Source organism: Cellulomonas sp. (assembly GCF_015234515.1).
In the GTDB taxonomy this organism is placed as follows: Bacteria; Actinomycetota; Actinomycetes; order Actinomycetales; family Cellulomonadaceae; genus Cellulomonas.
The window spans coordinates 22,043-40,938 of the sequence record NZ_JADGMY010000030.1; the positions used below are offsets into that span (position 1 = coordinate 22,043).

General features: G+C 73.3%; 19 protein-coding genes. 11 read left to right on the forward strand and 8 right to left on the reverse strand.

Going from position 1 to position 18,896, the window contains the following annotated elements; translation table 11 throughout:
• Positions 1 to 52 precede the first annotated feature (52 nt).
• From IR158_RS16640 to IR158_RS16650, 3 genes are all read right to left on the reverse strand, one after another.
• Positions 53 to 601 carry an alternate-type signal peptide domain-containing protein gene (locus tag IR158_RS16640; RefSeq protein WP_227578015.1) on the reverse strand — a complete coding sequence of 183 codons (549 nt, stop codon included), beginning with the start codon at positions 599 to 601 and terminating at the stop codon, positions 53 to 55.
• Positions 602 to 795: 194 nt separating this feature from the next.
• Positions 796 to 1,599 (reverse strand): ABC transporter permease, encoded by an 804-nt coding sequence (locus IR158_RS16645; RefSeq protein WP_291814823.1) that lies wholly within the window; start codon positions 1,597 to 1,599, stop codon positions 796 to 798.
• The gene (locus tag IR158_RS16650; RefSeq protein ID WP_291814825.1) at positions 1,596 to 2,567 is read right to left on the reverse strand and encodes an ATP-binding cassette domain-containing protein; all 972 of its coding nucleotides are present in this window, start codon (positions 2,565 to 2,567) and stop codon (positions 1,596 to 1,598) included. The genes IR158_RS16645 and IR158_RS16650 overlap by 4 nt, the downstream gene beginning before the upstream one ends.
• 221 nt (positions 2,568 to 2,788) lie before the next feature.
• On the opposite strand from IR158_RS16650, the gene IR158_RS16655 reads away from it, so the two are divergent.
• Complete coding sequence (locus IR158_RS16655) at positions 2,789 to 4,075, forward strand: MFS transporter (protein WP_291814827.1); 1,287 nt, start codon at positions 2,789 to 2,791, stop codon at positions 4,073 to 4,075.
• 208 nt (positions 4,076 to 4,283) lie between these two features.
• On the opposite strand, the gene IR158_RS16660 is transcribed toward IR158_RS16655, so the two are convergent.
• Genes IR158_RS16660 through IR158_RS16670 form a run of 3 tightly spaced genes read right to left on the reverse strand, consistent with a single transcriptional unit; the run spans position 4,284 to position 6,342 of the window.
• The gene (locus tag IR158_RS16660) at positions 4,284 to 4,736 is read right to left on the reverse strand and encodes a GatB/YqeY domain-containing protein (RefSeq protein WP_291814829.1); all 453 of its coding nucleotides are present in this window, start codon (positions 4,734 to 4,736) and stop codon (positions 4,284 to 4,286) included.
• Between the two features lie 59 nt (positions 4,737 to 4,795).
• Positions 4,796 to 5,962 carry an iron-containing alcohol dehydrogenase gene (locus IR158_RS16665; RefSeq protein WP_291814831.1) on the reverse strand — a complete coding sequence of 389 codons (1,167 nt, stop codon included), beginning with the start codon at positions 5,960 to 5,962 and terminating at the stop codon, positions 4,796 to 4,798.
• Between the two features lie 32 nt (positions 5,963 to 5,994).
• Positions 5,995 to 6,342, reverse strand: coding sequence for a UBP-type zinc finger domain-containing protein (locus tag IR158_RS16670; protein WP_291814833.1), 348 nt, complete (start codon positions 6,340 to 6,342; stop codon positions 5,995 to 5,997).
• A gap of 247 nt (positions 6,343 to 6,589) precedes the next feature.
• On the opposite strand from IR158_RS16670, the gene IR158_RS16675 reads away from it, so the two are divergent.
• The 9 genes from IR158_RS16675 to IR158_RS16715 all read left to right on the forward strand — a co-directional run bounded on the left by IR158_RS16675 (position 6,590) and on the right by IR158_RS16715 (position 16,657).
• On the forward strand, positions 6,590 to 7,228 hold the full coding sequence (locus IR158_RS16675; protein ID WP_291814836.1) for a M15 family metallopeptidase: 639 nt from the start codon (positions 6,590 to 6,592) through the stop codon (positions 7,226 to 7,228).
• The gene (gene alr, locus IR158_RS16680) at positions 7,225 to 8,412 is read left to right on the forward strand and encodes an alanine racemase (RefSeq protein WP_291814839.1); all 1,188 of its coding nucleotides are present in this window, start codon (positions 7,225 to 7,227) and stop codon (positions 8,410 to 8,412) included. Before IR158_RS16675 ends, alr begins: the two co-directional genes overlap by 4 nt.
• A complete protein-coding gene (locus tag IR158_RS16685) occupies positions 8,409 to 9,413 on the forward strand; it encodes a D-alanine--D-alanine ligase (RefSeq protein ID WP_291814840.1) in 1,005 nt (334 codons plus the stop codon). The genes alr and IR158_RS16685 overlap by 4 nt, the downstream gene beginning before the upstream one ends.
• Positions 9,410 to 10,429, forward strand: a complete 1,020-nt coding sequence (locus IR158_RS16690) for an acyltransferase (protein WP_291814843.1) — start codon at positions 9,410 to 9,412, stop codon at positions 10,427 to 10,429. The genes IR158_RS16685 and IR158_RS16690 overlap by 4 nt, the downstream gene beginning before the upstream one ends.
• A 334-nt stretch (positions 10,430 to 10,763) precedes the next feature.
• Positions 10,764 to 12,383, forward strand: a complete 1,620-nt coding sequence (locus IR158_RS16695) for an ABC transporter substrate-binding protein (protein ID WP_291814846.1) — start codon at positions 10,764 to 10,766, stop codon at positions 12,381 to 12,383.
• An 88-nt stretch (positions 12,384 to 12,471) separates the two neighbouring features.
• Positions 12,472 to 13,398 carry an ABC transporter permease gene (locus IR158_RS16700; protein ID WP_291814849.1) on the forward strand — a complete coding sequence of 309 codons (927 nt, stop codon included), beginning with the start codon at positions 12,472 to 12,474 and terminating at the stop codon, positions 13,396 to 13,398.
• On the forward strand, positions 13,391 to 14,374 hold the full coding sequence (locus tag IR158_RS16705) for an ABC transporter permease (protein WP_291814852.1): 984 nt from the start codon (positions 13,391 to 13,393) through the stop codon (positions 14,372 to 14,374). The genes IR158_RS16700 and IR158_RS16705 overlap by 8 nt, the downstream gene beginning before the upstream one ends.
• Positions 14,371 to 16,080, forward strand: coding sequence for an ABC transporter ATP-binding protein (locus IR158_RS16710; protein ID WP_291814854.1), 1,710 nt, complete (start codon positions 14,371 to 14,373; stop codon positions 16,078 to 16,080). The genes IR158_RS16705 and IR158_RS16710 overlap by 4 nt, the downstream gene beginning before the upstream one ends.
• A 106-nt stretch (positions 16,081 to 16,186) precedes the next feature.
• Positions 16,187 to 16,657 carry a hypothetical protein gene (locus IR158_RS16715; RefSeq protein WP_291814856.1) on the forward strand — a complete coding sequence of 157 codons (471 nt, stop codon included), beginning with the start codon at positions 16,187 to 16,189 and terminating at the stop codon, positions 16,655 to 16,657.
• A 42-nt stretch (positions 16,658 to 16,699) separates the two neighbouring features.
• Here IR158_RS16715 and IR158_RS16720 read toward each other — a convergent pair whose 3' ends face one another.
• Positions 16,700 to 16,948, reverse strand: a complete 249-nt coding sequence (locus IR158_RS16720; protein ID WP_291814858.1) for a hypothetical protein — start codon at positions 16,946 to 16,948, stop codon at positions 16,700 to 16,702.
• A gap of 777 nt (positions 16,949 to 17,725) precedes the next feature.
• Positions 17,726 to 17,908: a hypothetical protein gene (locus IR158_RS16725; protein ID WP_291814861.1), complete on the reverse strand. Its 183-nt coding sequence runs from the start codon at positions 17,906 to 17,908 to the stop codon at positions 17,726 to 17,728.
• 488 nt (positions 17,909 to 18,396) lie between these two features.
• Between IR158_RS16725 and IR158_RS16730 the strand changes: the two genes are divergently transcribed.
• Positions 18,397 to 18,783 (forward strand): hypothetical protein, encoded by a 387-nt coding sequence (locus IR158_RS16730; protein ID WP_291814864.1) that lies wholly within the window; start codon positions 18,397 to 18,399, stop codon positions 18,781 to 18,783.
• Positions 18,784 to 18,896 lie beyond the last annotated feature (113 nt).

An 18,896-nucleotide genomic window follows, 5' to 3' on the forward strand; every position in this document is an offset into this window, starting at 1 on the left:
TTGGGGGGAACGGGCCTGCCGCCGACGGCGGTCGTGGGGGTCGCAGCCGGGCTCAGGCCGACGGCGCGACCTGCTGCAGGTTGATGCTCGTGGCGCCGAGGTCGAAGCCCAGGCCCATCTCGCCGGTCGCGGACTCGTCGAACGCGATCGTCACGGTCGCGTCGACGGACGTCGTGCCGGGGCGGAAGCCGTCCGCGGGCACCCCGTCGAGGGTGACGTCGACCGTGATGCTCTCGGAGAGCGAGTCGATCGGCAGGCCGGCCGGCCCGACGACCTGCGGGACGACGACGAGGTTCTCGCCCTCGGCGACCACCGCGATGGTCGAGGTCCCGACGATGACGTCGCCCGGGACCATCTGGAAGCCGTCGAGGTCCTCGATGAGGTTCTCGTGGCCGGGCGTCACGTCGTTCCACGTGATGTCGCCGAAGTCGGCGGTGAGCGAACCGGTCTGCAGGCTGCCCTCGCCCAGTGCGCCCTCGGCGTTCCAGAGTGCGAAGGTGCCCATCCCGCCGAGCAGGACAGCGACGCCGGCGGCGGCGGCGACGGCACCCTTGACGGCGCCGCGGTGGGTGGTGGTCGTGGAGGTCGTGGTCGCGTTCATGGCTCGTGCCCTTCGTGTCCGTGGTGCCGGGGCGGTTGCTTCCGACACCCAGAACACTGGCAAGGCAGGGGCCACGTAGTGCGGGCCGGGGGTGGCTTGAGTAGGTAGCCGCGGCGCCCTGACCAGCGGCGATGCCGAGAGCCGGGCGGCGATCGCCGTAGTGCGGCGGCTACTGGTGGGCTACGTGCGCCGCGTCAGCGCGAGGTCTGCCGGTACCGGGCGATCGCGAGCGGCGCGAACACCACGAGGATCACCACGACGCAGCCGAGCGTGTACAGCACCGGGTGCTGCATCGACCACGCGTCAGGCACCGGGGCACCGGGGTTGGTGTTGCCGAACAGCTCGCGGCACGCCTGCGTGAGCGTCGAGACGGGGTTCCACTCCACGACGCGCTGCAGCGGCTCGGGGAACGAGTCCAGGGGCACGAAGGCGTTGGAGACGAACGTCAGCGGCATGATGACGATGAACGACGCGTTGTTGATGACCTCGACGCTGGGCACCAGGACGCCGACGAGCGCCATGATCCAGCTCACGGCGTACGAGAACGCGAGCAGCAGCCCGAACGCCGCGGCCGCCTCCAGCACCGTGCCGTGCACGCGCCACCCGACGAGCAGGCCGGTGAGCGCCATGATCACCAGCGACAGCACGTTGTAGACCACGTCGGACGCCGTGCGCCCCGCGAGCACGGCCGACTGCGACATGGGCAGCGAGCGGAAGCGGTCGAGGATGCCCTTCTGCATGTCCTCGGCGATGCCGGCGCCGGTGAACGTGGCCCCGAACACGACGGTCTGCGCGAAGATCCCCGGGATGAGGAACTCGCGGTAGCTCACGCCGTCGCCGGGGTCGATCGCCCCGCCGAACACGTACGCGAAGAGCACCACGAACATGATCGGCGAGATGAGGACGGCCACGAGGATCTCGGGGACGCGCAGGATCTTCAGCAGGTTGCGCTTGGCGACGACGTGCGTGTCGACGACCGTGCGGGCGAGCGAGCTCATCGGACCTCCTGCGCGGTGTCGTCGACGTCGGCCGCCCGGCCGGTCAGCGTGAGGAACACGTCGTCGAGGGTCGGCCTGCGCACCCCGGCCTCGAGGACGACGACGCTCGCGGCGTCCAGCCGGTCCAGCGCCTCGCGCAGCGCCCGCGAGCCGTCGTCCACGGCCACCGACAGCGCGCGCCCGTCGCCGGCGACGTGGACCTCGTCGCCGGACGACACCGCCGCGAGGACCGTGCGGGCCGTCGCGGACCCGGCCGCGTCGGCCAGCAGCACCTCGACCCGCTGCCCGCCGACCTGCGCCTTGAGGTCGTCCGCGGTGCCGCGCGCGATCGCCCGCCCGTGGTCGATCACGACGATCGCGTCCGCGAGGCGGTCGGCCTCCTCGAGGTACTGCGTGGTGAGCAGGATCGTCGTGCCCGCGCGCACCAGGTCGGCGATGACGTCCCACATCTGCAACCGGCTGCGCGGGTCCAGGCCCGTCGTGGGTTCGTCGAGCACCACCACGGGCGGCTCGGCGACCAGCGCGCACGCCAGGTCCAGCCGCCGGCGCATGCCGCCGGAGTACGTCTTCGCGGGTCGACCGCCCGCCTCCGTCAGGTCGAACGCGTCCAGCAGGGCCCCGGCGCGGGCACGCGCCCGGCGGCGCGGGAAGCCGTAGAGGCGGCCGATCATCTCGAGGTTCTCGGCCCCCGTGAGGTTCTCGTCGACCGCGGCGTTCTGCCCCGACAGGCCGATGCGCCGCCGCACCTGCTCGGGCTCGCGCAGCACGTCCGCACCGGCGACGTGCGCCGTGCCGCCGTCGGGCCGCAGCAGCGTCGTGAGGATCCGCACGGCCGTCGTCTTGCCCGCGCCGTTGGGTCCCAGCAGCCCCATGACGGTGCCCTCGGGCACCTCCAGGTCCAGCCCGCGCAGCGCCTCGACCTGCCCGTACCGCTTCGTCAGCCCGGTCGCCGTGATCGTCGCCGTCATCGCGCTCCCCGTGGTGTCACCGTCGCCCGTCCCTACCGACCGACGTCGGCGCACGGACTCGTCGCCCTGGGGCAGATCGTCCACCCGACCACCGACAGACGCCCCACAACCCCATGACACCGGGCCACGGGCGCGACGAGCATGGGATCGTCCCGATGAGTCCGGCCCGCGCGCCCGGTCTATCCCGCGACACCCCCGGACCCACACACCCCGAGGCCGCCATGACCACCCCCACCGCACCGACCCGCTGGCGCCGCGACGTCACCGTCTTCCTCACGGGTCAGACGTTCTCGCTGCTCGGCTCGATGCTCGTGCAGTACGCGATCATGTGGCACCTCACGCTCGAGACGCGGTCGGGGACGGTGATGGCCGTGTACGCGGTCGTCGGGTTCCTGCCGCAGGCGGTCGTGTCGATCTTCGGTGGCGTGTGGGCCGACCGGCTCGACCGCCGCGCGCTGGTCATCGGCGCCGACGCGGCCATCGCCGCGACCACCCTGGCCCTCGCGATCCTCATGCTGTCCGGCTACGACGACCTGTGGATCCTGTACGTGGCCGCCGCGATCCGGTCCGCCGGCGCCGGCATCCAGACGCCCGCGGTGGGGGCGCTCCTGCCCCAGATCGTGCCGCCCGACAAGCTCATGCGCATCAACGGGGTCAACGCCACGATCCAGTCGGCCATGATGCTCGTCGCGCCCGCGCTCGCCGCCGGCCTGTACGCGTGGGCGTCGATCGAGGCGATCTTCTTCGTCGACGTCGTGACCGCGCTCATCGGCATCGGCCTGCTGCTGCTCGTCCCGGTGCCGCGCCTGGTGCGCGGCGACCAGCAGGCGGGCGTGCGCGGCTACCTCGCGGACCTGGCCGACGGCGTCCGGTACGTCGCGACGACGCCGTTCGTGCGGTGGGTCCTGGCGATGTGGGGCGTGGTGTTCGTGCTCATCGTGGCGCCGTCGTTCCTCACGCCGCTCATGGTGGTGCGCTCCTTCGGCGAGGAGGTCTGGAAGCTGACGGTCAACGAGCTCGCGTTCAGCGTCGGCATGACGCTCGGCGGCGTGGTGGTCGCGTGGTGGGGCGGCCTGCGCAACCGCGTCCACATGGTCATGGTGACGACCGCGCTGTTCGCGGTGCTCAACGTCGGCCTGGGCCTGTCGACGAACATGTGGGTGTTCTTCGGGTTCATGTTCCTCATCGGCCTGGGCGTGCCGTTCTTCTCGACGCCCACCATGACCGTGCTGCAGGAGCGCGTCGAGCCCGAGCGCCTGGGCCGGGTGTTCGGCTTCGTGGGCATCGTCATGGCCGTCGCGATGCCGCTCGGCATGGCGGTGTTCGGTCCGCTGGCCGACCGCTACTCGGTGGAGTCGCTGCTGGTGGCCGCGGGCGTCGCGCTGATGCTCGTCGTGGTCGTCGGCGTCGCGCTGCCGTCAGGACGGCGCGCGATGGCCGAGGCACAGGCCCCGGATCCCGAACCGGCGACCCCCCCGTCCGACGAGGAGCCGGCACGTCAGCTCTGACGTCGCCCCCCGGCGCCCTCCCTGACCCCCTCCCTGACCCCCCTCCCCGACCCCCTCCCTGACGGCGAACTCGACCTTCGGCGGCTTCTCGGCGTTCGAAAGCCGCCAAAGGTCGAGCTCGGCGGATGGGTTGGGGTGGGTGTGGATGGGTGGGGGGTGGGTGTGGGTGGGTTGGGGGGTGGGTGTGGGGGGTCGGTGAGTCGGCGGGTCAGCCGGCCAGGCGGGTGCGGACCAGGGCGCTGAGCGCCTTGCCGTCGGCGCGCCCCTGCGCGCGGGCGTTCGCCTCCTTCATGACCGTCCCCATGTCCTTGAGCGACGACGCCCCGGTGTCGGCGACGACCGCGTCGACCAGGGCGGCGAGCTCGTCGTCGCTCAGGCGCGTCGGCAGGTACTCGTCGACGATCTGCGCCTCCGCCGTCTCGGTCGCCGCCCGGTCGGCGGCTCCCGCGTCGGCGTAGATCTGCGCAGACTCACGGCGCTTCTTCGACTCGCGGGCCAGCACCTTGAGGATCTCGTCCTCGCTGAGCTCGCGCGCGACCGTGCCGGCCTTCTCCTCGTGCCGCACGGCTCCGATGAGCTGGCGCAGGGTGCTGGTGCGCAGGGTGTCGCGCGCCTTGAGGGAGGTGGTCAGGTCGGCGGTCAGTCGGTCGAGGGTGCTCATGGGCACATCCTCCCCGGTGTTCCGGTGCGGGCGCCCGCTGTTTCCTCCTGGCGGTGCGCTCACCAGGACGCGGCGACGACGTCCGCGAGCTCGGCCGCCGTCAGCGCGACGGGGTTGCCCCGCGTGGACGACGCGGCCAGGGCGTCGGCGACGACGGCAGGGACGTCGGCCGCGTCCAGGCCGAGCGCGCCGAGGCCGGGGACACCGATCGCCGCGGTGAGCTCCGCCAGCCACGCGACCGCGTCGTCCGCCCGGGCGCCGGCCCGGCCCGTCAGGGCCGCCGCCGCGTCGTCGTACCGCGCGAGGCCCGGCCCGCCCGCGTCCGTGCGCCGCAGCGCCGCGACGTTCGCCGCGGTCGTCGCGGCCAGCACCGCGGCGCACACCTGCCCGTGGGGCGCGCCGAGCCGCCCGCCCAGCGCGGCGGCCAGACCGTGGACGGCACCCAGCTTCGCGTTCGCGAGCGCCATGCCCGACAGCAGGGCCGCGACCGACAGGTCGGTGCGCGCGTCGACGTCGTCGCCGTGCTCGACGGCCCGTCGCAGGCTGCGTCCCGCACGCACGAGGCCCTCACGCGCGAGCGGGTCCGTCAGGGCCGTCGCGTACGGCGTCGTGAACGCCTCGAGGCACTGCGTCAGCGCGTCGGCACCCGACGACGCGGTGAGCGCGGGCGGGCACCCGAGCGTGAGCAGCGGGTCGACCACCGCGACGGCCGGCAGCATCGCACGCCCGCGCAGGCTGGCCTTCACGCCGCGGTCCGGGACGCGGACCGGCGCGTTGGCGGTGACCTCGGCGCCCGTCCCGGCCGTGGTGGGCACCGCGACGACGGGCAGCGCCACCTCCCCCAGGGGCAGCCCCCGCCCGACGACCTCCAGGTGGTCCAGCACGTCCGTGCCGCCGCGCGCCAGCACCGCGACGCACTTGGCGAGGTCGAGCACCGACCCGCCACCCCACCCGACGACGACGTCCGGGCGCACCTCGCGCGCGACGGCGACCGCGGCCCGCACGGCGTCGACGTCCGGCTCGCCGCGGTGCCGGTGGACGGCCGCGGCACCCAGCGCACCGACGTCGGCCGACCGTCCCGCGACGACCAGGACGCGGCTCCCCAGCGCGGTGACGAGGTCCGGCACCTGCGCCACCGCCCCGGCACCCAGGACGATGCGCCCCGCGGTGGCGAACGTGCTGGCTGCGGGCAGGCCGGGAACGGACGGTGCCGTGCTGGTCGACATGCTCCGAGGCTAGGGCCCGACGCGACGGGCGGTCACCGGTGCAGCTGCTGGCGCCAGTCCGGCGGGACGCGACCCTCGGGCCCGGGCGTCGGCTGGTCCAGGGGGTGCGCGAGCGGCGGCGCCAGCTCCGGGCCCTCGGCGTACGTGCCCGCCTCGTAGTCCCACCACCAGTCCTGCCCCGGCTCGTACGAGCGCATCAGCGGGTGCCCGGTGGCGCGCCAGTGCGCCGTCCCGTGCTGCCCCGGTGAGCTGTCGCAGCAGCCGACGTGCCCGCAGGCGGCGCACCGGCGCAACGCCACCCACCAGCCGGACTCCTGCTCGCACTCGACGCAGCCGGGGCCGCTGGGCGGGATGCTCGGGTCGATCGCGGGAACGCTCATGGTGGTCACCTCCGGGTGCCCGTCCAGTGTGCGCCTGCACGCCCGGTCCGCATCCGGTGCGCGTGGCGGCGGACCGCCGGTCCCGTACGCCGGTCACGAGCCGCACGTCATCCCGCAGGGGGACGGGACATCGCCCGACACCCCCGCCGTGGGTGGAGCAGCCCGCAGCGACGTGCCACCGTGGCCTGCGCACGTCGAGACCTCGGGGGGAGTTGCCCGCCCCACCCCCACGCCTAGCGTCGCTGCCGTGCCCTTGACCAGCAACGACGTCCTCCTGCACGACCCGCGTGTCGCGGCCGTGCCGCTCGCCGAGAGCGGCGAGCCCCTCGTCGGCACCTGCCTGCCCCGCCTGCCCGGCAGCGGTGGACCGCAAGGGTCCCGCGTCCGGGCGACGGTCGCCCGGCGCCTGGCCCTGGCGCGCGCCGCACTGCCCGCCGGCATGCACCTCGTCCTCGCCGAGGGGTGGCGCAGCCCTGCCGCCCAGGCCGAGATCATCGCCCGGTACCGGTCCCGCGTGCGGCTCGACCACCCCACCGCGACGGACGACGAGGTCGACCGGCTCACCAGCCGCTACGTCGCGCCCTTGGCCGTCGCGCCGCACGTCGCCGGCGCCGCCGTGGACGTGACCCTCGTCGACGACACCGGCCGGGAGCTGGACCTGGGGTGCCCGCTGGACGCCACGCCGGAGGAGAGCGACGGCCGCTGCTTCACCGACGCCCCCGTCCCGCCCGCCGCCCGCGCCCTGCGCACCGCGCTGTCCGCGGCCATGACCGGCGCAGGCTTCGTCAACTACCCCACGGAGTGGTGGCACTGGAGCTACGGGGACCGCTACTGGGCGCTCGTCACCGGCAGCCCGGCCGCCCTCTACGGGCCGGTGACGGCGTGAGCACGACGCTCTGCCCGCCGGGCGCCGCCCCCGTCGCCGTGGCCCGCACCCGGCCCGTCCTGACCGTGCGGCTCGACGCGGTCGCGCACAACACGCGCCTGCTGGCCGCGTCCGCACGGCGGCTCATGGCCGTCGTCAAGGCGGACGGGTTCGGGCTCGGCGCCGTCGACGTCGCGCGCACCGCGCTCGACAACGGCGCCCAGGCCCTGGGCGTCGCGACCCTGGCCGAGGCGGTCGAGCTGCGCCTGGCAGGTGTCGGCGCACCCCTCCTGAGCTGGCTCGACGCACCGGGCGCCGACATGTCGGACGCGGTGCTGCACGGTGTCGACGTCGCGGTGCCGAGCGCCGCGCACCTCGACGCCGCCGCGTGGGCGGCACGCCGGCTGGACCGCGTCGTCGACGTCCACCTGTTCCTCGACTGCGGCACCGCACGTGACGGCTGCCCACCCGAGCTGTGGCCCGCCCTGTGCGCGGCTGCCCGCCAGGCGGAGCGCGCCGGGACCGTGCGGGTCGTGGGCATCATGGGGCACCTGGCCTGCGCGGCGGGCCTCGACGCCGAGGCCAACGCGGCCGCCACGCGGCGGTTCGTGCGCGGCGTGGAGCACGCGCACGCCGCGGGGCTGCGTCCCGTGCTGCGCCACCTGGGCGCCACGGCCGCCGTGCTCGGGCTGCCGGGCACGGCCTTCGACCTGTCGCGCGTCGGCGCCGGCCTGGTGGGCATCGACACGACCGGACGGCACCCCGTGCTGCGCGGAGCCGCGCACGTGACCGCGCCCGTCGTGCAGGTGCGCGACGTCGGCGCCGGTATCGGCGTGGGGTACGACCACACGTACCGGACGTCGGCGCCCACGCGGCTGGCGCTGCTGCCCCTCGGGTACGCCGACGGGCTCCCGGTGAGCGCGTCGGGGCGTGCCGAGGTCCTCGTGCACGGTCGGCGTCGTCCGCTCGCCGGGCGCGTCTCGATGGACCAGGTCGTCGTCGACGTGGGCGACCTGCCCGTGCAGCCCGGGGACGTCGTGACCGTCATCGGCACCGACGGCCCGGCACCCACGCTCACCGACTGGGCCGGCTGGGCGGGCACCCTCCCCCACGAGCTGCTCACCGGCCTGGGGCGGCGGCTCGTGCGCCGCGTCGTCCCGGCACCCCCGACACCCCCACCGACCGTCCCCGAGGAGCACCCGTGACCACGTCCGACCTGCAGCACCGCGCCCCGACCCCGCCGCACGCGCCCGTGTGCCGCGTCGCCGTCGTGGGGGGCGGCGCCAACGCCGAGCACGACGTGTCGCTCGCGAGCGCCGCAGCGGTGCGCGACGCCCTGGCGCCCACGCACGACGTCGTCGCCCTCACCATCGGACGGGACGGCACGTGGTCGGGTGAGCACGGCACCCTGTCCTTCGCGGAGGCGGTCGCCGTCGTCGCGACGTGCGACGTGCTGCTGCCCGCGGTGCACGGCCCGCGCGGCGAGGACGGGACGCTCGCGGCCCTGGCCGACCTGGCGGGCGTCGCGTGCGTCGGATCCGGCGTGCGGGCCGGGGCCGTCGGCATGGACAAGTGGGTGACCAAGCTGGTCGCCGCCGCGGTCGGTGTCGCCGTCGCCGACGGCCGGGTCGTGCGGGACGTCGCCGAGGCGTGCGCGGACCCGCGCCTGCCCGCGGTCGTCAAGCCCGTGGCGTGCGGGTCCAGCCACGGGGTGCGTCGCGTCGACACGCTCACCGAGCTCCGCGAGGCCGTCGCGGCCGCCCTCGAGCTGGACGACCGCGCCCTCGTCGAGGAGGTCGTGGTCGGCCGGGAGATCGACGTCGCGGTCCTGCGCCGCGCGGACGGCACGACCGTGGTCTCCCCGCCGCTGGAGATCGGGCACGCCGGCGCCGTGTTCGACACGGCCACCAAGTACGACGGCACCGCCCGGTTCGTCGTCCCCGCCGTCCTCGACGCCGCGGACGCCGAGCGGCTCGCGGCGGACGCGCGCACCGTCGTCGACGCGCTCGGCTGCGAGGGCGTCGCCCGCGTCGACTTCTTCCTCACCGCGGACGGCCCGGTGCTCAACGAGGTCAACACGATGCCGGGGCTCACGGCGCACTCGCAGGTGCCGCAGATGTTCGCGGCGGTCGGCATGACGTATCCCGAGCTGGTGGCCGAGCTCGTGGCGCAGGCCCGGGCACGGCACGCGTCGCGCGCGTGGTGAGCGCACGCGTCGGCGCGTGGGACGCGCTGCGGGGCGCCGCCATCGCGCTGGTCATGCTGCGGCACGCGTGGCCCGACGTGTTCCCGGGGGCGGGCGTCGTCGGGGTGGTCATGTTCTTCGCGCTGTCCGGGCACCTGATCACGGGGCTGCTGGTGGACGAGGCCGCCGCCACGGGCCGGGTGGACCTGCGTCGCTTCTGGCTGCGGCGGGCGCGGCGCCTGGTGCCCGCGCTGCTCGTGCTCGTCGTCGGGTTCGTGCTGGTCACCCTCACGCTGGACCCGCTCGGGGACAGCGGGACCCTGCCGCGGACGGTCGCGGTGTCGCTCACCTACACCGCCAACCTGCCGTACGTCGGCCTCGTGGGTGTGAGCCCTGCGATCTACCACCTGTGGACGCTGGCGACCGAGGAGCAGTTCTACCTGCTGTGGCCGCTGGTGATCGTGCTGGCGGTGCGCGCGCGGCGGCTGCGGACGGGGCTGGTGCTGGCGGGGCTCGCGTCGGCCGCACTGTGCGTCCTGACGGTCGTGTGGTTCCGTGACGACCCCGACGCCGCGTACCCGCTGGCGACGTCGTGGATCGGGTGCTTCGTGATCGGTGCGGCGTCCCGCGTGACGCAGGACCGGTGGCCGGCGGCCTGGCGGGGCCGGCACGCGGTGGTCGCCGCCCTGACGCTGGTCGTCGCCCTGACGGCCACCGACCTGCGCGGGCACGCGGCGACGTACCTGGTGGCCGGGCCGGCGGTGGCGGTCGCGACCGTCGTGCTCATGCAGGCGTGGCGCGGCCACGTCACCCCGGCACCCGTGTGGCGTCCGCTCGTCGCGCTCGGCACGGTGTCCTACGCCGCGTACCTGTGGAACTACCCGCTGACGCTGTGGCTGCGCCCCGTCCTCGACGACGCCGCGGGCCTGGTCGCCCTGCCCGCGACCGTCCTGGCGGCGACGGCGAGCTGGTGGCTGGTGGAGCGACCGGTGCAGCGGCGCGGCCGGCCGGCCGTTCCCCGCGTCCACGTCGGGTAGCCCTGGACCACGACGTCCTCGATGCCGACGGCCGGTTGGTGTGCCGGATCCCCCGAGCATCCCGCGCCGGCGGAGTCCTCAGAATCACATGCCGGGGTGACATTCGTGTTTCCGGACAAGAATCGTCGGTATCGCGCGCGCGTCATTTGTTTCGAGCGCGTTAACCCCGGCCACAGTTGGATAACAACGCGTTGCATGCCCCCTGCAACTATTTCTCGCCACCGCCGGTTCACCTACTCTCACCGCGTCCACACCACGGACCGCGACGCGCCACCCCACCCCGCGGCGGGCGTCATCCGGCGGACACCGACACCGCCTTCGACCGGAGGAACTCATGACAAGCAGGCGCCTCGCAGCTCTCACCGCCCTCGGCCTGACCGGGGCGCTCGCCCTGACGGCCTGTGCGTCCGACGCGGACCCGCAAGCCGCGCCGAGCGACGCGAGCGGCGGCATCGTCACCGTCCACAACGGCGAGCCGCAGAACCCGCTGATCCCGACCATGACCAACGAGGTCAACGGCGCCCTCGCGGTGCAGAACCTGTTCGCCGGGCTCGTGTACTACGACGCCGAGGGGGGCGTGCACAACGAGGTCGCCGAGTCGATCGAGTCGCCGGACAACCAGACCTGGACGATCACGATCGCCGACGGGTGGACCTTCGGCGACGGCACCCCGGTGACCGCCGAGAGCTTCGCGAAGGCCTGGGACTACGGCGCCGCACTGGACAACAAGCAGAGCCTGTCGTACTTCTTCGAGCCCATCACCGGCTTCTCGTACGACGAGAACACCTCCCTGATCGAGGCCGGCGGCCTCGTGGTCGAGGACGACAGCACGCTGGTGGTGTCCCTGGCGCAGCCGGAGTCGGACTTCCCGATCCGCCTGGGCTACGCGGCGTTCTTCCCGCTCCCGGAGTCGTTCTTCGAGGACCCCGAGGCGTTCGGCGAGGCACCGGTGGGCAACGGCCCGTACGTGCTCGAGTCGTGGGAGCACGACTCGAGCATCTCGTTGGCGCCGAACCCGGACTACACCGGCAACCGCGCACCGCAGAACGCGGGCCTCGAGCTCGTCGCGTACACCGACGAGGACTCGGCGTACAACGACCTGCTGGCCGGCGAGCTCGACATCATCAAGAACGTGCCGTCGTCGGCGTTCGCGACGTTCGAGGACGAGCTCGAGGGCAGGTCGGTGAACCAGCCGGCGGCCGTCATCCAGGTGATGACCGTCCCCGAGTGGCTGCCGGAGTTCCAGGGCGACGCCGGCATGCTGCGCCGCCAGGCGGTGTCCCACGCGATCGACCGGGCGGCGGTCACCGAGACGATCTTCTCCGGGTCGCGCACCCCCGCCACGGACTTCACGTCCCCGGTGATCGACGGCTGGACCGAGGACATCCCGGGCAACGACGTGCTCGACTACGACGCCGACCTCGCCGCCGACCTGTGGGCACAGGCCGAGACGCTCGCGCCGCTGGGCGACTACACGCTGCAGATCGCCTCGAACGCCGACTCCGACCACCAGACCTGGGTCGACGCGGTGTGCAACAACATCCGCACGGTGCTGGAGATCGGCTGCGAGTTCTTCCCGTACCCGACCTTCGACGAGTACCTCGACGCGCGCGACTCCGGCACCGTGCCGGGGCTGTTCCGGGGTGGCTGGCAGGCCGACTACCCGGCCATGAGCAACTTCCTCGGCCCGATCTACGGCACCGGGGCGGGCTCGAACGACGGCCAGTGGTCCAACGCGGCCTTCGACGCCAAGCTCGCCGAGGCGAGCGGGGCCACCGAGCCGGACGACGCGGTCGAGCTCTACATGGAGGCCGAGGCCATCCTGTTCGAGAACCTGCCCGGCATCCCGCTCTGGTACAACAACGCCACCGGCGGCTGGGCCGACACGGTCGACGACGTCGCGTTCGGCTGGGACTCCGACCCGATCCTCTACCAGGTCACCAAGAGCGAGTGACGCCGCGCGGCCCCGGTGCCCGTCCCCTTCGGACGGCACCGGGGCCGCCCTCGGTACCGGGTCGGACGCGACGGAAGCGACATCACCCATGCGCTGGTACATCGGCCGCAGGCTCCTGCAGGTCATCCCCGTCTTCCTGGGAGCGACGCTCCTGCTCTACGCCTTGGTCTTCCTGCGCCCGGGTGACCCCGTCCTGGCCCTCGGCGGCGAGCGCGGGCTCCCCGAGTCGGTGCAGGAGCAGATCCGCGCGGAGTTCCACCTCGACGAGCCGTTCCTCGTGCAGTACCTGCTGTACCTCAAGGGCATCGTCACGTTCGACCTGGGCGTGACGTTCACGGGCCGCGAGGTCTCGGAGGTCATCGCCCAGGCGCTGCCCGTGACGTTCCAGCTGGCGGTCATGGCCCTGGCCATCGAGGCCGTCTTCGGCATCGGGTTCGGCCTGGTCGCCGGGATGCGCAAGGGCGGGCTGTTCGACTCCGGCGTGCTGGTGCTCAGCCTGCTGCTCATCGCCGTCCCGACCTTCGTCGTGGGCTTCGTCCTGCAGATCGTCGTCGGTGTGAACCTCGGCTGGCTGCCGGTCACGGCAGGACGCGATCCGGACTTCGTCAGCCTGCTGATGCCGGCGACCGTGCTCGCGGCGACGTCGTTCGCGTACGTGCTCCGGCTGACCCGGACGTCCGTGCAGGAGAACCTGTCGGCGGACTTCGTGCGCACCGCCCGCGCCAAGGGTCTGTCCCGCTCGCAGGTGACCGGGAAGCACGTCCTGCGCAACTCCCTGATCCCCGTCGTCACGTTCCTCGGCGCCGACCTCGGCCAGCTCATGAGCGGCGCCATCGTCACGGAGGGCATCTTCAACATCCACGGGGTCGGCGGCACCCTCTTCGACGCGATCACGCGCGGCGAGAGCGTCACCGTCGTGGCCCTCACCACCGTGCTGGTGCTCGTCTACATCGTCGCCAACCTCGTGGTCGACCTGCTCTACGCCGCCCTCGACCCGAGGATCCGCTATGCCTGACACCCCCGTGCCCACCGGTGTCGTCCGCACCGCCCGCACCGCCCCGCGCCCGGGCCAGGAGCACGTCGCGCAGCCGCTCGACGACGGCGACCTCGGCGCCGTCGACGCGGTCGTCACGACGAGCGCGCCCGTCGGCTTCTGGCACGAGGCGTGGCGGGACATGCGGCGCCGACCCCTGTTCTGGGCGTCGGCCGTGCTGATCACCACGGCACTGCTGGTCGCCGCGTTCCCCGGCATGTTCACGTCGATCGGCCCGCGCACGTGCGCACTGTCCGACGCCCTCGCCGCACCGCGTGGCGGGCACCCGTTCGGGTTCGACCGGCAGGGCTGCGACATCTACTCGCGCACGATCCACGGCGCCCGCGCGTCGGTGACCGTGGCGCTGCTCACGACCGGCCTCGTCGTGGTCGTCGGGACCCTGACGGGCGCCGTCGCGGGGTACGTCGGCGGCTGGGCCGACACGGTGCTGGCCCGGCTGACCGACATCTTCTTCGCGATCCCGCTGGTGCTCGCCGCGATCGTCATCATGAGCCTGGCGAGCGACCGCACGGCGCTGACCGTGGCGCTCGTGCTCGCGTCCTTCGGTTGGCCGCCGATCGCGCGCATCGCGCGCGGCACCGTCATGTCGGTGAAGAACAACGAGTTCGTGACCGCCGCCCGGTCCCTGGGGATGGGCCGCGGCGGGATCCTGTTCCGGCACGTGCTGCCCAACTCGGCGGCGCCGATCATCGTGTACGCGACCGTCGCGCTGGGCACGTTCATCGTCGCGGAGGCGACGTTGAGCTTCCTCGGCATCGGGCTGCCGCCGTCCACCGTGTCGTGGGGCGGCGACATCTCCCAGGCGCAGGGCGCCATCCGCACCGACCCCGGGATCCTGCTGTACCCGGCCGGGGCCCTGGCCCTGACGGTCCTCGGCTTCGTCATGATGGGCGACGTCGTGCGCGACGCCCTCGACCCGAAGGCACGAACACGATGAGCACCCCCACGCCCCGCACCCCCGCCGACCCGACGGTGCCGCTGCTCGAGATCCGCGGGCTGGAGGTGACGTTCTCGACGTCCGGCGGCCCGGTGCAGGCCGCGCGCGGCGTGGACCTCACCGTCTACCCCGGGCAGTCCGTCGCCATCGTCGGCGAGTCCGGCTCCGGCAAGTCCACGACCGCGCACGCGGTCATCGACCTGCTGCCTGGCACCGGCCGGGTCACCGCCGGCAGCATCCGGTTCGCGGGTCGCGAGCTGGTCGGGCTCGCGCGCCGCGACGTCGAGGCCCTGCGCGGCGACCAGATCGGTCTCGTCCCGCAGGACCCCATGTCGAACCTCAACCCGGTGTGGAAGGTCAGCTCCCAGGTCGACGAGGCGCTGCGGGCCAACGGGTTCCGCGGGTCACGGGCCGAGCGGCGGGCGCGCGTCACCGAGCTGCTCGCCGAGGCCGGCCTGCCCGACGCCGAGCAGCGCGCGGACCTGTACCCGCACGAGTTCTCCGGCGGCATGCGCCAGCGTGCCCTCATCGCGATCGGCCTCGCCGCGCGCCCGCGCCTGCTCATCGCCGACGAGCCGACGTCCGCGCTCGACGTGACGGTGCAGCGCCAGATCCTCGACCACCTCGACGTGCTCACCTCCGAGCTCGGCACCGCGGTCCTGTTCATCACGCACGACCTCGCGCTGGCCGCCGAGCGCGCCGAGCACCTCGTCGTCATGTACCGCGGGCAGGTCGTGGAGTCCGGCCCGGCGCGGCAGATCATCGCCGAGCCGCAGCACCCGTACACGCGGCGGCTCGTGGCGTCCGCGCCCTCGCTGTCGTCGCGCCGCATCCAGGTCGCGCACGAGCGCGGCGAGCAGGCCACCGACGACCTGCTGGCGCGGCACGCCGACGAGCCCGAGCCGCAGCGCGACGAGATCGTGGTGGCGTCGCACCTGACGAAGGTCTTCCGGATGCGTGGGCGGGCGGCGCAGGGCTTCACCGCGGTCGACGACGTGAGCTTCTCGCTCGCGCGCGGGCGCACGCTCGCCCTGGTCGGCGAGTCCGGCTCGGGCAAGTCGACCGCGGCGAACATGGTGCTCGGCCTGCTGGAGCCGACGTCGGGGACCGTCCAGTTCGACGGGGAGGACGTCGCTCGGCTGAGCGGGCGGCGCGCGCTCGCGTTCCGCCGCCGGATCCAGCCGGTGTTCCAGAACCCGTACGGGTCGCTCGACCCGCAGTACTCGGTCTACCGGAGCCTGGAGGAGCCGCTGCGGCTGCACAGGGTCGGCGACCGCCGCTCGCGCGAGGCGCGCGTGCGCGAGCTGCTCGACATGGTCGCGCTGCCCGCGGCCACGATGCGCCGGTTCCCCAACGAGCTGTCCGGCGGGCAGCGCCAACGCGTCGCGGTCGCCCGCGCGCTGGCCCTGCAACCCGAGGTCGTCGTGCTGGACGAGGCCGTCTCCGCGCTCGACGTGCTGGTGCAGGCGCAGGTCCTCGAGCTGCTGGCCGGGCTGCAGCGCGAGCTCGGCCTGGCCTACCTGTTCATCACGCACGACCTGGCCGTGGTGCGGCAGATCGCCGACTCGGTCGTCGTCATGCGCGCCGGGAAGATCGTCGAGCACGCGCCGACCGACGAGGTGTTCGACTCCCCGCGCGAGGAGTACACCCGCGACCTGCTCGCGGCGATCCCCGGGGCAGGGCTGGCGGTGCCGACGGCCGGCTGAGCGCTGTCGACACGGTCGGGGTCGTCCGGGACTCCCACGCGACCCGCGTCCGCGCCATGCTGGTCACCCGGCCGCCAGGCGCGCGGCCCCATCGGAGGGCAGGACGATGAGGACGATCCGAGGCACGGCACTGACGATCCTGCTGGGCGTGGCGCTGGCCGGGTGCGCCGGCAGCAGCGGGAGCACGGGCAGCACCGATCCGGGCGACGTCGCACCCACACCCGCACCGTCACCGTCCGCGACGGCGGACGCGGTCCCGTCCGTCGCCGAGACCACGTTCCCGGGCGCACCCGGGGACGTCACCGAGGGCGAGACCGCCGTCGTCGCCGGCGACGACGCCCGCCACCTGCAGGTGGTGACGTACGGCAGCAGCACGTGCCCCGTCCTGCCGACGGCCGTCACGTGGGACGACAGCACCGAGGTGCTGAGCATCACGCTGAGCGGGCCCGAGATGTACGACCGCCCGTGCACCATGGACTTCGTCCCCACGACGAGCGTCGTCGCCCTGCCCGACGACGCGCCGGACGCCGCCGGGCTGACCGTGGAGGTGGCAGGGCGCAGCCTCGTCGTGGAGTGAGAGACGCCGCGGCGCGGGGGTCGCGGCCGGGGTGGTCGACGGTCAGGCGAGCACGATGCGCGCCCGGCGGACCGTGATCTCCTCCTCGCACGCCGTCGCCCACTCGCGGCGCGGGCCCCGCATGGTCGGTACGGGAGCGAGGAACAGCGCCACCACCGTGCCGCGCGCGTACGCGCCGCGCGGGGGGACGTCGTGCGCACGCGCCTTGGCGTACGTCTTGCCGAACGCCGCGAGGTGCGCCTCGAGGAGCGCGCTCAGCGCCCGACGGGCAGGCCCGGGCAGCAACGACATGTCGACCTCTCTTCCGTCCCCGTCCTCGCGACGGCCCGCTGGTGGAAGCGGCGAGTGTCCCGCTGGCCGCTGTGCACCGGGCGCGTGGGGCCCGCCGAGGGCGCCGAACTGGTCCACGACTTCGTCCGGGGCCCCCTCTCCCCGACGGGTGGCAGCGGGCGACCCGCAGTCCGCGCGGGAACGACGAAGGCCCAGCACCGTGGGGTGCTGGGCCTTCGATCGATCTGCGCGCCCGAAGGGACTCGAACCCCCAACCTTCTGATCCGTAGTTATGGGGCGATCGAAACGGCTCATCCCAGACCGGTCGAAGCGGTCCCGTCTCTGCAGGTCAGCCGACTGTCGCCGCGTCGCCGCAGCCCGCCTGATGTCGCCCTGAGCCATCGCAGGTACGCACACCGAACGCACACCCCGGGCGTGGCCAGTCGCGTGGATCGACCTCACTAGCCCGGCGGATCCGGGATCAGCCGGGACCGCCCTCGGCCATCTCGTCCTCGGCTTCGCACCAGTGGTCCCCGGCGTGGTCTGGCTCCAGGCGGCAATGAACACCGCCCAACTTGCGTCGCCCGTACGGGAAGTACAACGCATCGCACCAGTTGTTGTCGGTCAACAGTTCACAGTCCCTTCGTTGGGATGCGTTGGCACGGACCAGCAGTCATGGGCAGTCCGAGTCGCAACTGGTGCAGTGCCATCCGTTGCGGTTCTCGCACCAGACGAAGGTCTTCGCGCCACAGTCCACACACTTGCCGTGTGGGACGTGTTCGAGGTCCACGGGTCGCACTACTTCTTCTTCGCTGCTTCCTTCTTGAGCTTCGCCATTCTCTCCAAGAGGTTGGCCTTCTCGGTAAGGCGCTTGGCTTCAGCCCGGAGCTCCCGGGGGGTGCGGTTCTTGGCTCCTGGAGTACGTCCCATGTCTCCTCCTGTGTGGGTAAGCATATGATTTATCTGTAATTCTTCCTTCACCGATTCACTGTAATGCTCACGCCGGTCCGGCACCAGGGCCTGCTCGGTGATCTACCGCCGCGGATCGGGCGATGCGAGTGCGTCACCGAAGGGTCCGGGGAGGTCCAGGACGTGACGTCACCAGTTACGCCGGAGTCGGAGTCGGTAGGCGCTACGGCAACGGTGAGGCGCCGCCCGGAGGGCATCTCCCCCTCCGCGAGCAGGAAGCCATCCGCCCTGCCGACGCCCGCAGTCACCTGAGCTTGTGCTCGTCCCTACGGGCACAGACGGGCCGGACCGAAGCGGGCACGCAGCGGCGGGTACCCGCCTCGGGCGCCGGCATCGCGACCGGGATCGCCAGATCTCACCGCGGGCTAGCGTGCCGTGGCGACCTCGCGGTCAACGGGATCGTGAACGCCCCCGGCATCACCGTCGGGCAGTTCTTGTAGTCGTGGATCGACCAGGACGCCCACCTCGCGTCCCTGCGTCCGTCGACGCGCTCGGAGTACGTGCGCTACACCCGCAAGTTCCTGATCCCGCGACTCGGGCGCCACCGACTCACGAAGCTGACCGGCCGCGAAATCCGGGCTCTGCTGGACACCATGGCGAAGGACGGGGCGGGCGAGGCGACCCGACGGCTGACCCTGGCCTCACTGCGATGTGCACTGGATGCCGCCGTCCACGCCAACCTCATCCCGTCGAGCCCAGCCATCGGCGTCAAGGCTCCGAAGCCCTCGGGCAAGGGCGGTGCCGGCCTGTGGCCGCTCGAGCAGTTCGACATGTTCCTCAGTGCGACCTCCGACCACCGGCTCCGGCCCCTGTTCGAGCTCACGGCGCGGCTCGGCCTGCGTCGAGGCGAGGTCTGCGGCTGCGGTGGGAGGACGTCGACCTCCTAGCGCGGATCGTGACGGTCCGGCGCAGCCTCGTCATGGTGGGCAGCACAGTCCGCGAGGGCGACCCCAAGACGAGTTCCGGCTCCGACCGCGAGATTCCATTCGGCGAGCACGTC

Coding starts and splice junctions, on each gene's coding strand:
- IR158_RS16640 (WP_227578015.1), bottom strand. CDS start 601: ATGAACGCGACCACGACCTCCACGACCACCACCCACCGCGGCGCCGTC.
- IR158_RS16645 (WP_291814823.1), bottom strand. CDS start 1,599: ATGAGCTCGCTCGCCCGCACGGTCGTCGACACGCACGTCGTCGCCAAG.
- IR158_RS16650 (WP_291814825.1), bottom strand. CDS start 2,567: ATGACGGCGACGATCACGGCGACCGGGCTGACGAAGCGGTACGGGCAG.
- IR158_RS16655 (WP_291814827.1), top strand. CDS start 2,789: ATGACCACCCCCACCGCACCGACCCGCTGGCGCCGCGACGTCACCGTC.
- IR158_RS16660 (WP_291814829.1), bottom strand. CDS start 4,736: ATGAGCACCCTCGACCGACTGACCGCCGACCTGACCACCTCCCTCAAG.
- IR158_RS16665 (WP_291814831.1), bottom strand. CDS start 5,962: ATGTCGACCAGCACGGCACCGTCCGTTCCCGGCCTGCCCGCAGCCAGC.
- IR158_RS16670 (WP_291814833.1), bottom strand. CDS start 6,342: ATGAGCGTTCCCGCGATCGACCCGAGCATCCCGCCCAGCGGCCCCGGC.
- IR158_RS16695 (WP_291814846.1), top strand. CDS start 10,764: ATGACAAGCAGGCGCCTCGCAGCTCTCACCGCCCTCGGCCTGACCGGG.
- IR158_RS16700 (WP_291814849.1), top strand. CDS start 12,472: ATGCGCTGGTACATCGGCCGCAGGCTCCTGCAGGTCATCCCCGTCTTC.
- IR158_RS16705 (WP_291814852.1), top strand. CDS start 13,391: ATGCCTGACACCCCCGTGCCCACCGGTGTCGTCCGCACCGCCCGCACC.
- IR158_RS16710 (WP_291814854.1), top strand. CDS start 14,371: ATGAGCACCCCCACGCCCCGCACCCCCGCCGACCCGACGGTGCCGCTG.
- IR158_RS16715 (WP_291814856.1), top strand. CDS start 16,187: ATGAGGACGATCCGAGGCACGGCACTGACGATCCTGCTGGGCGTGGCG.
- IR158_RS16720 (WP_291814858.1), bottom strand. CDS start 16,948: ATGTCGTTGCTGCCCGGGCCTGCCCGTCGGGCGCTGAGCGCGCTCCTC.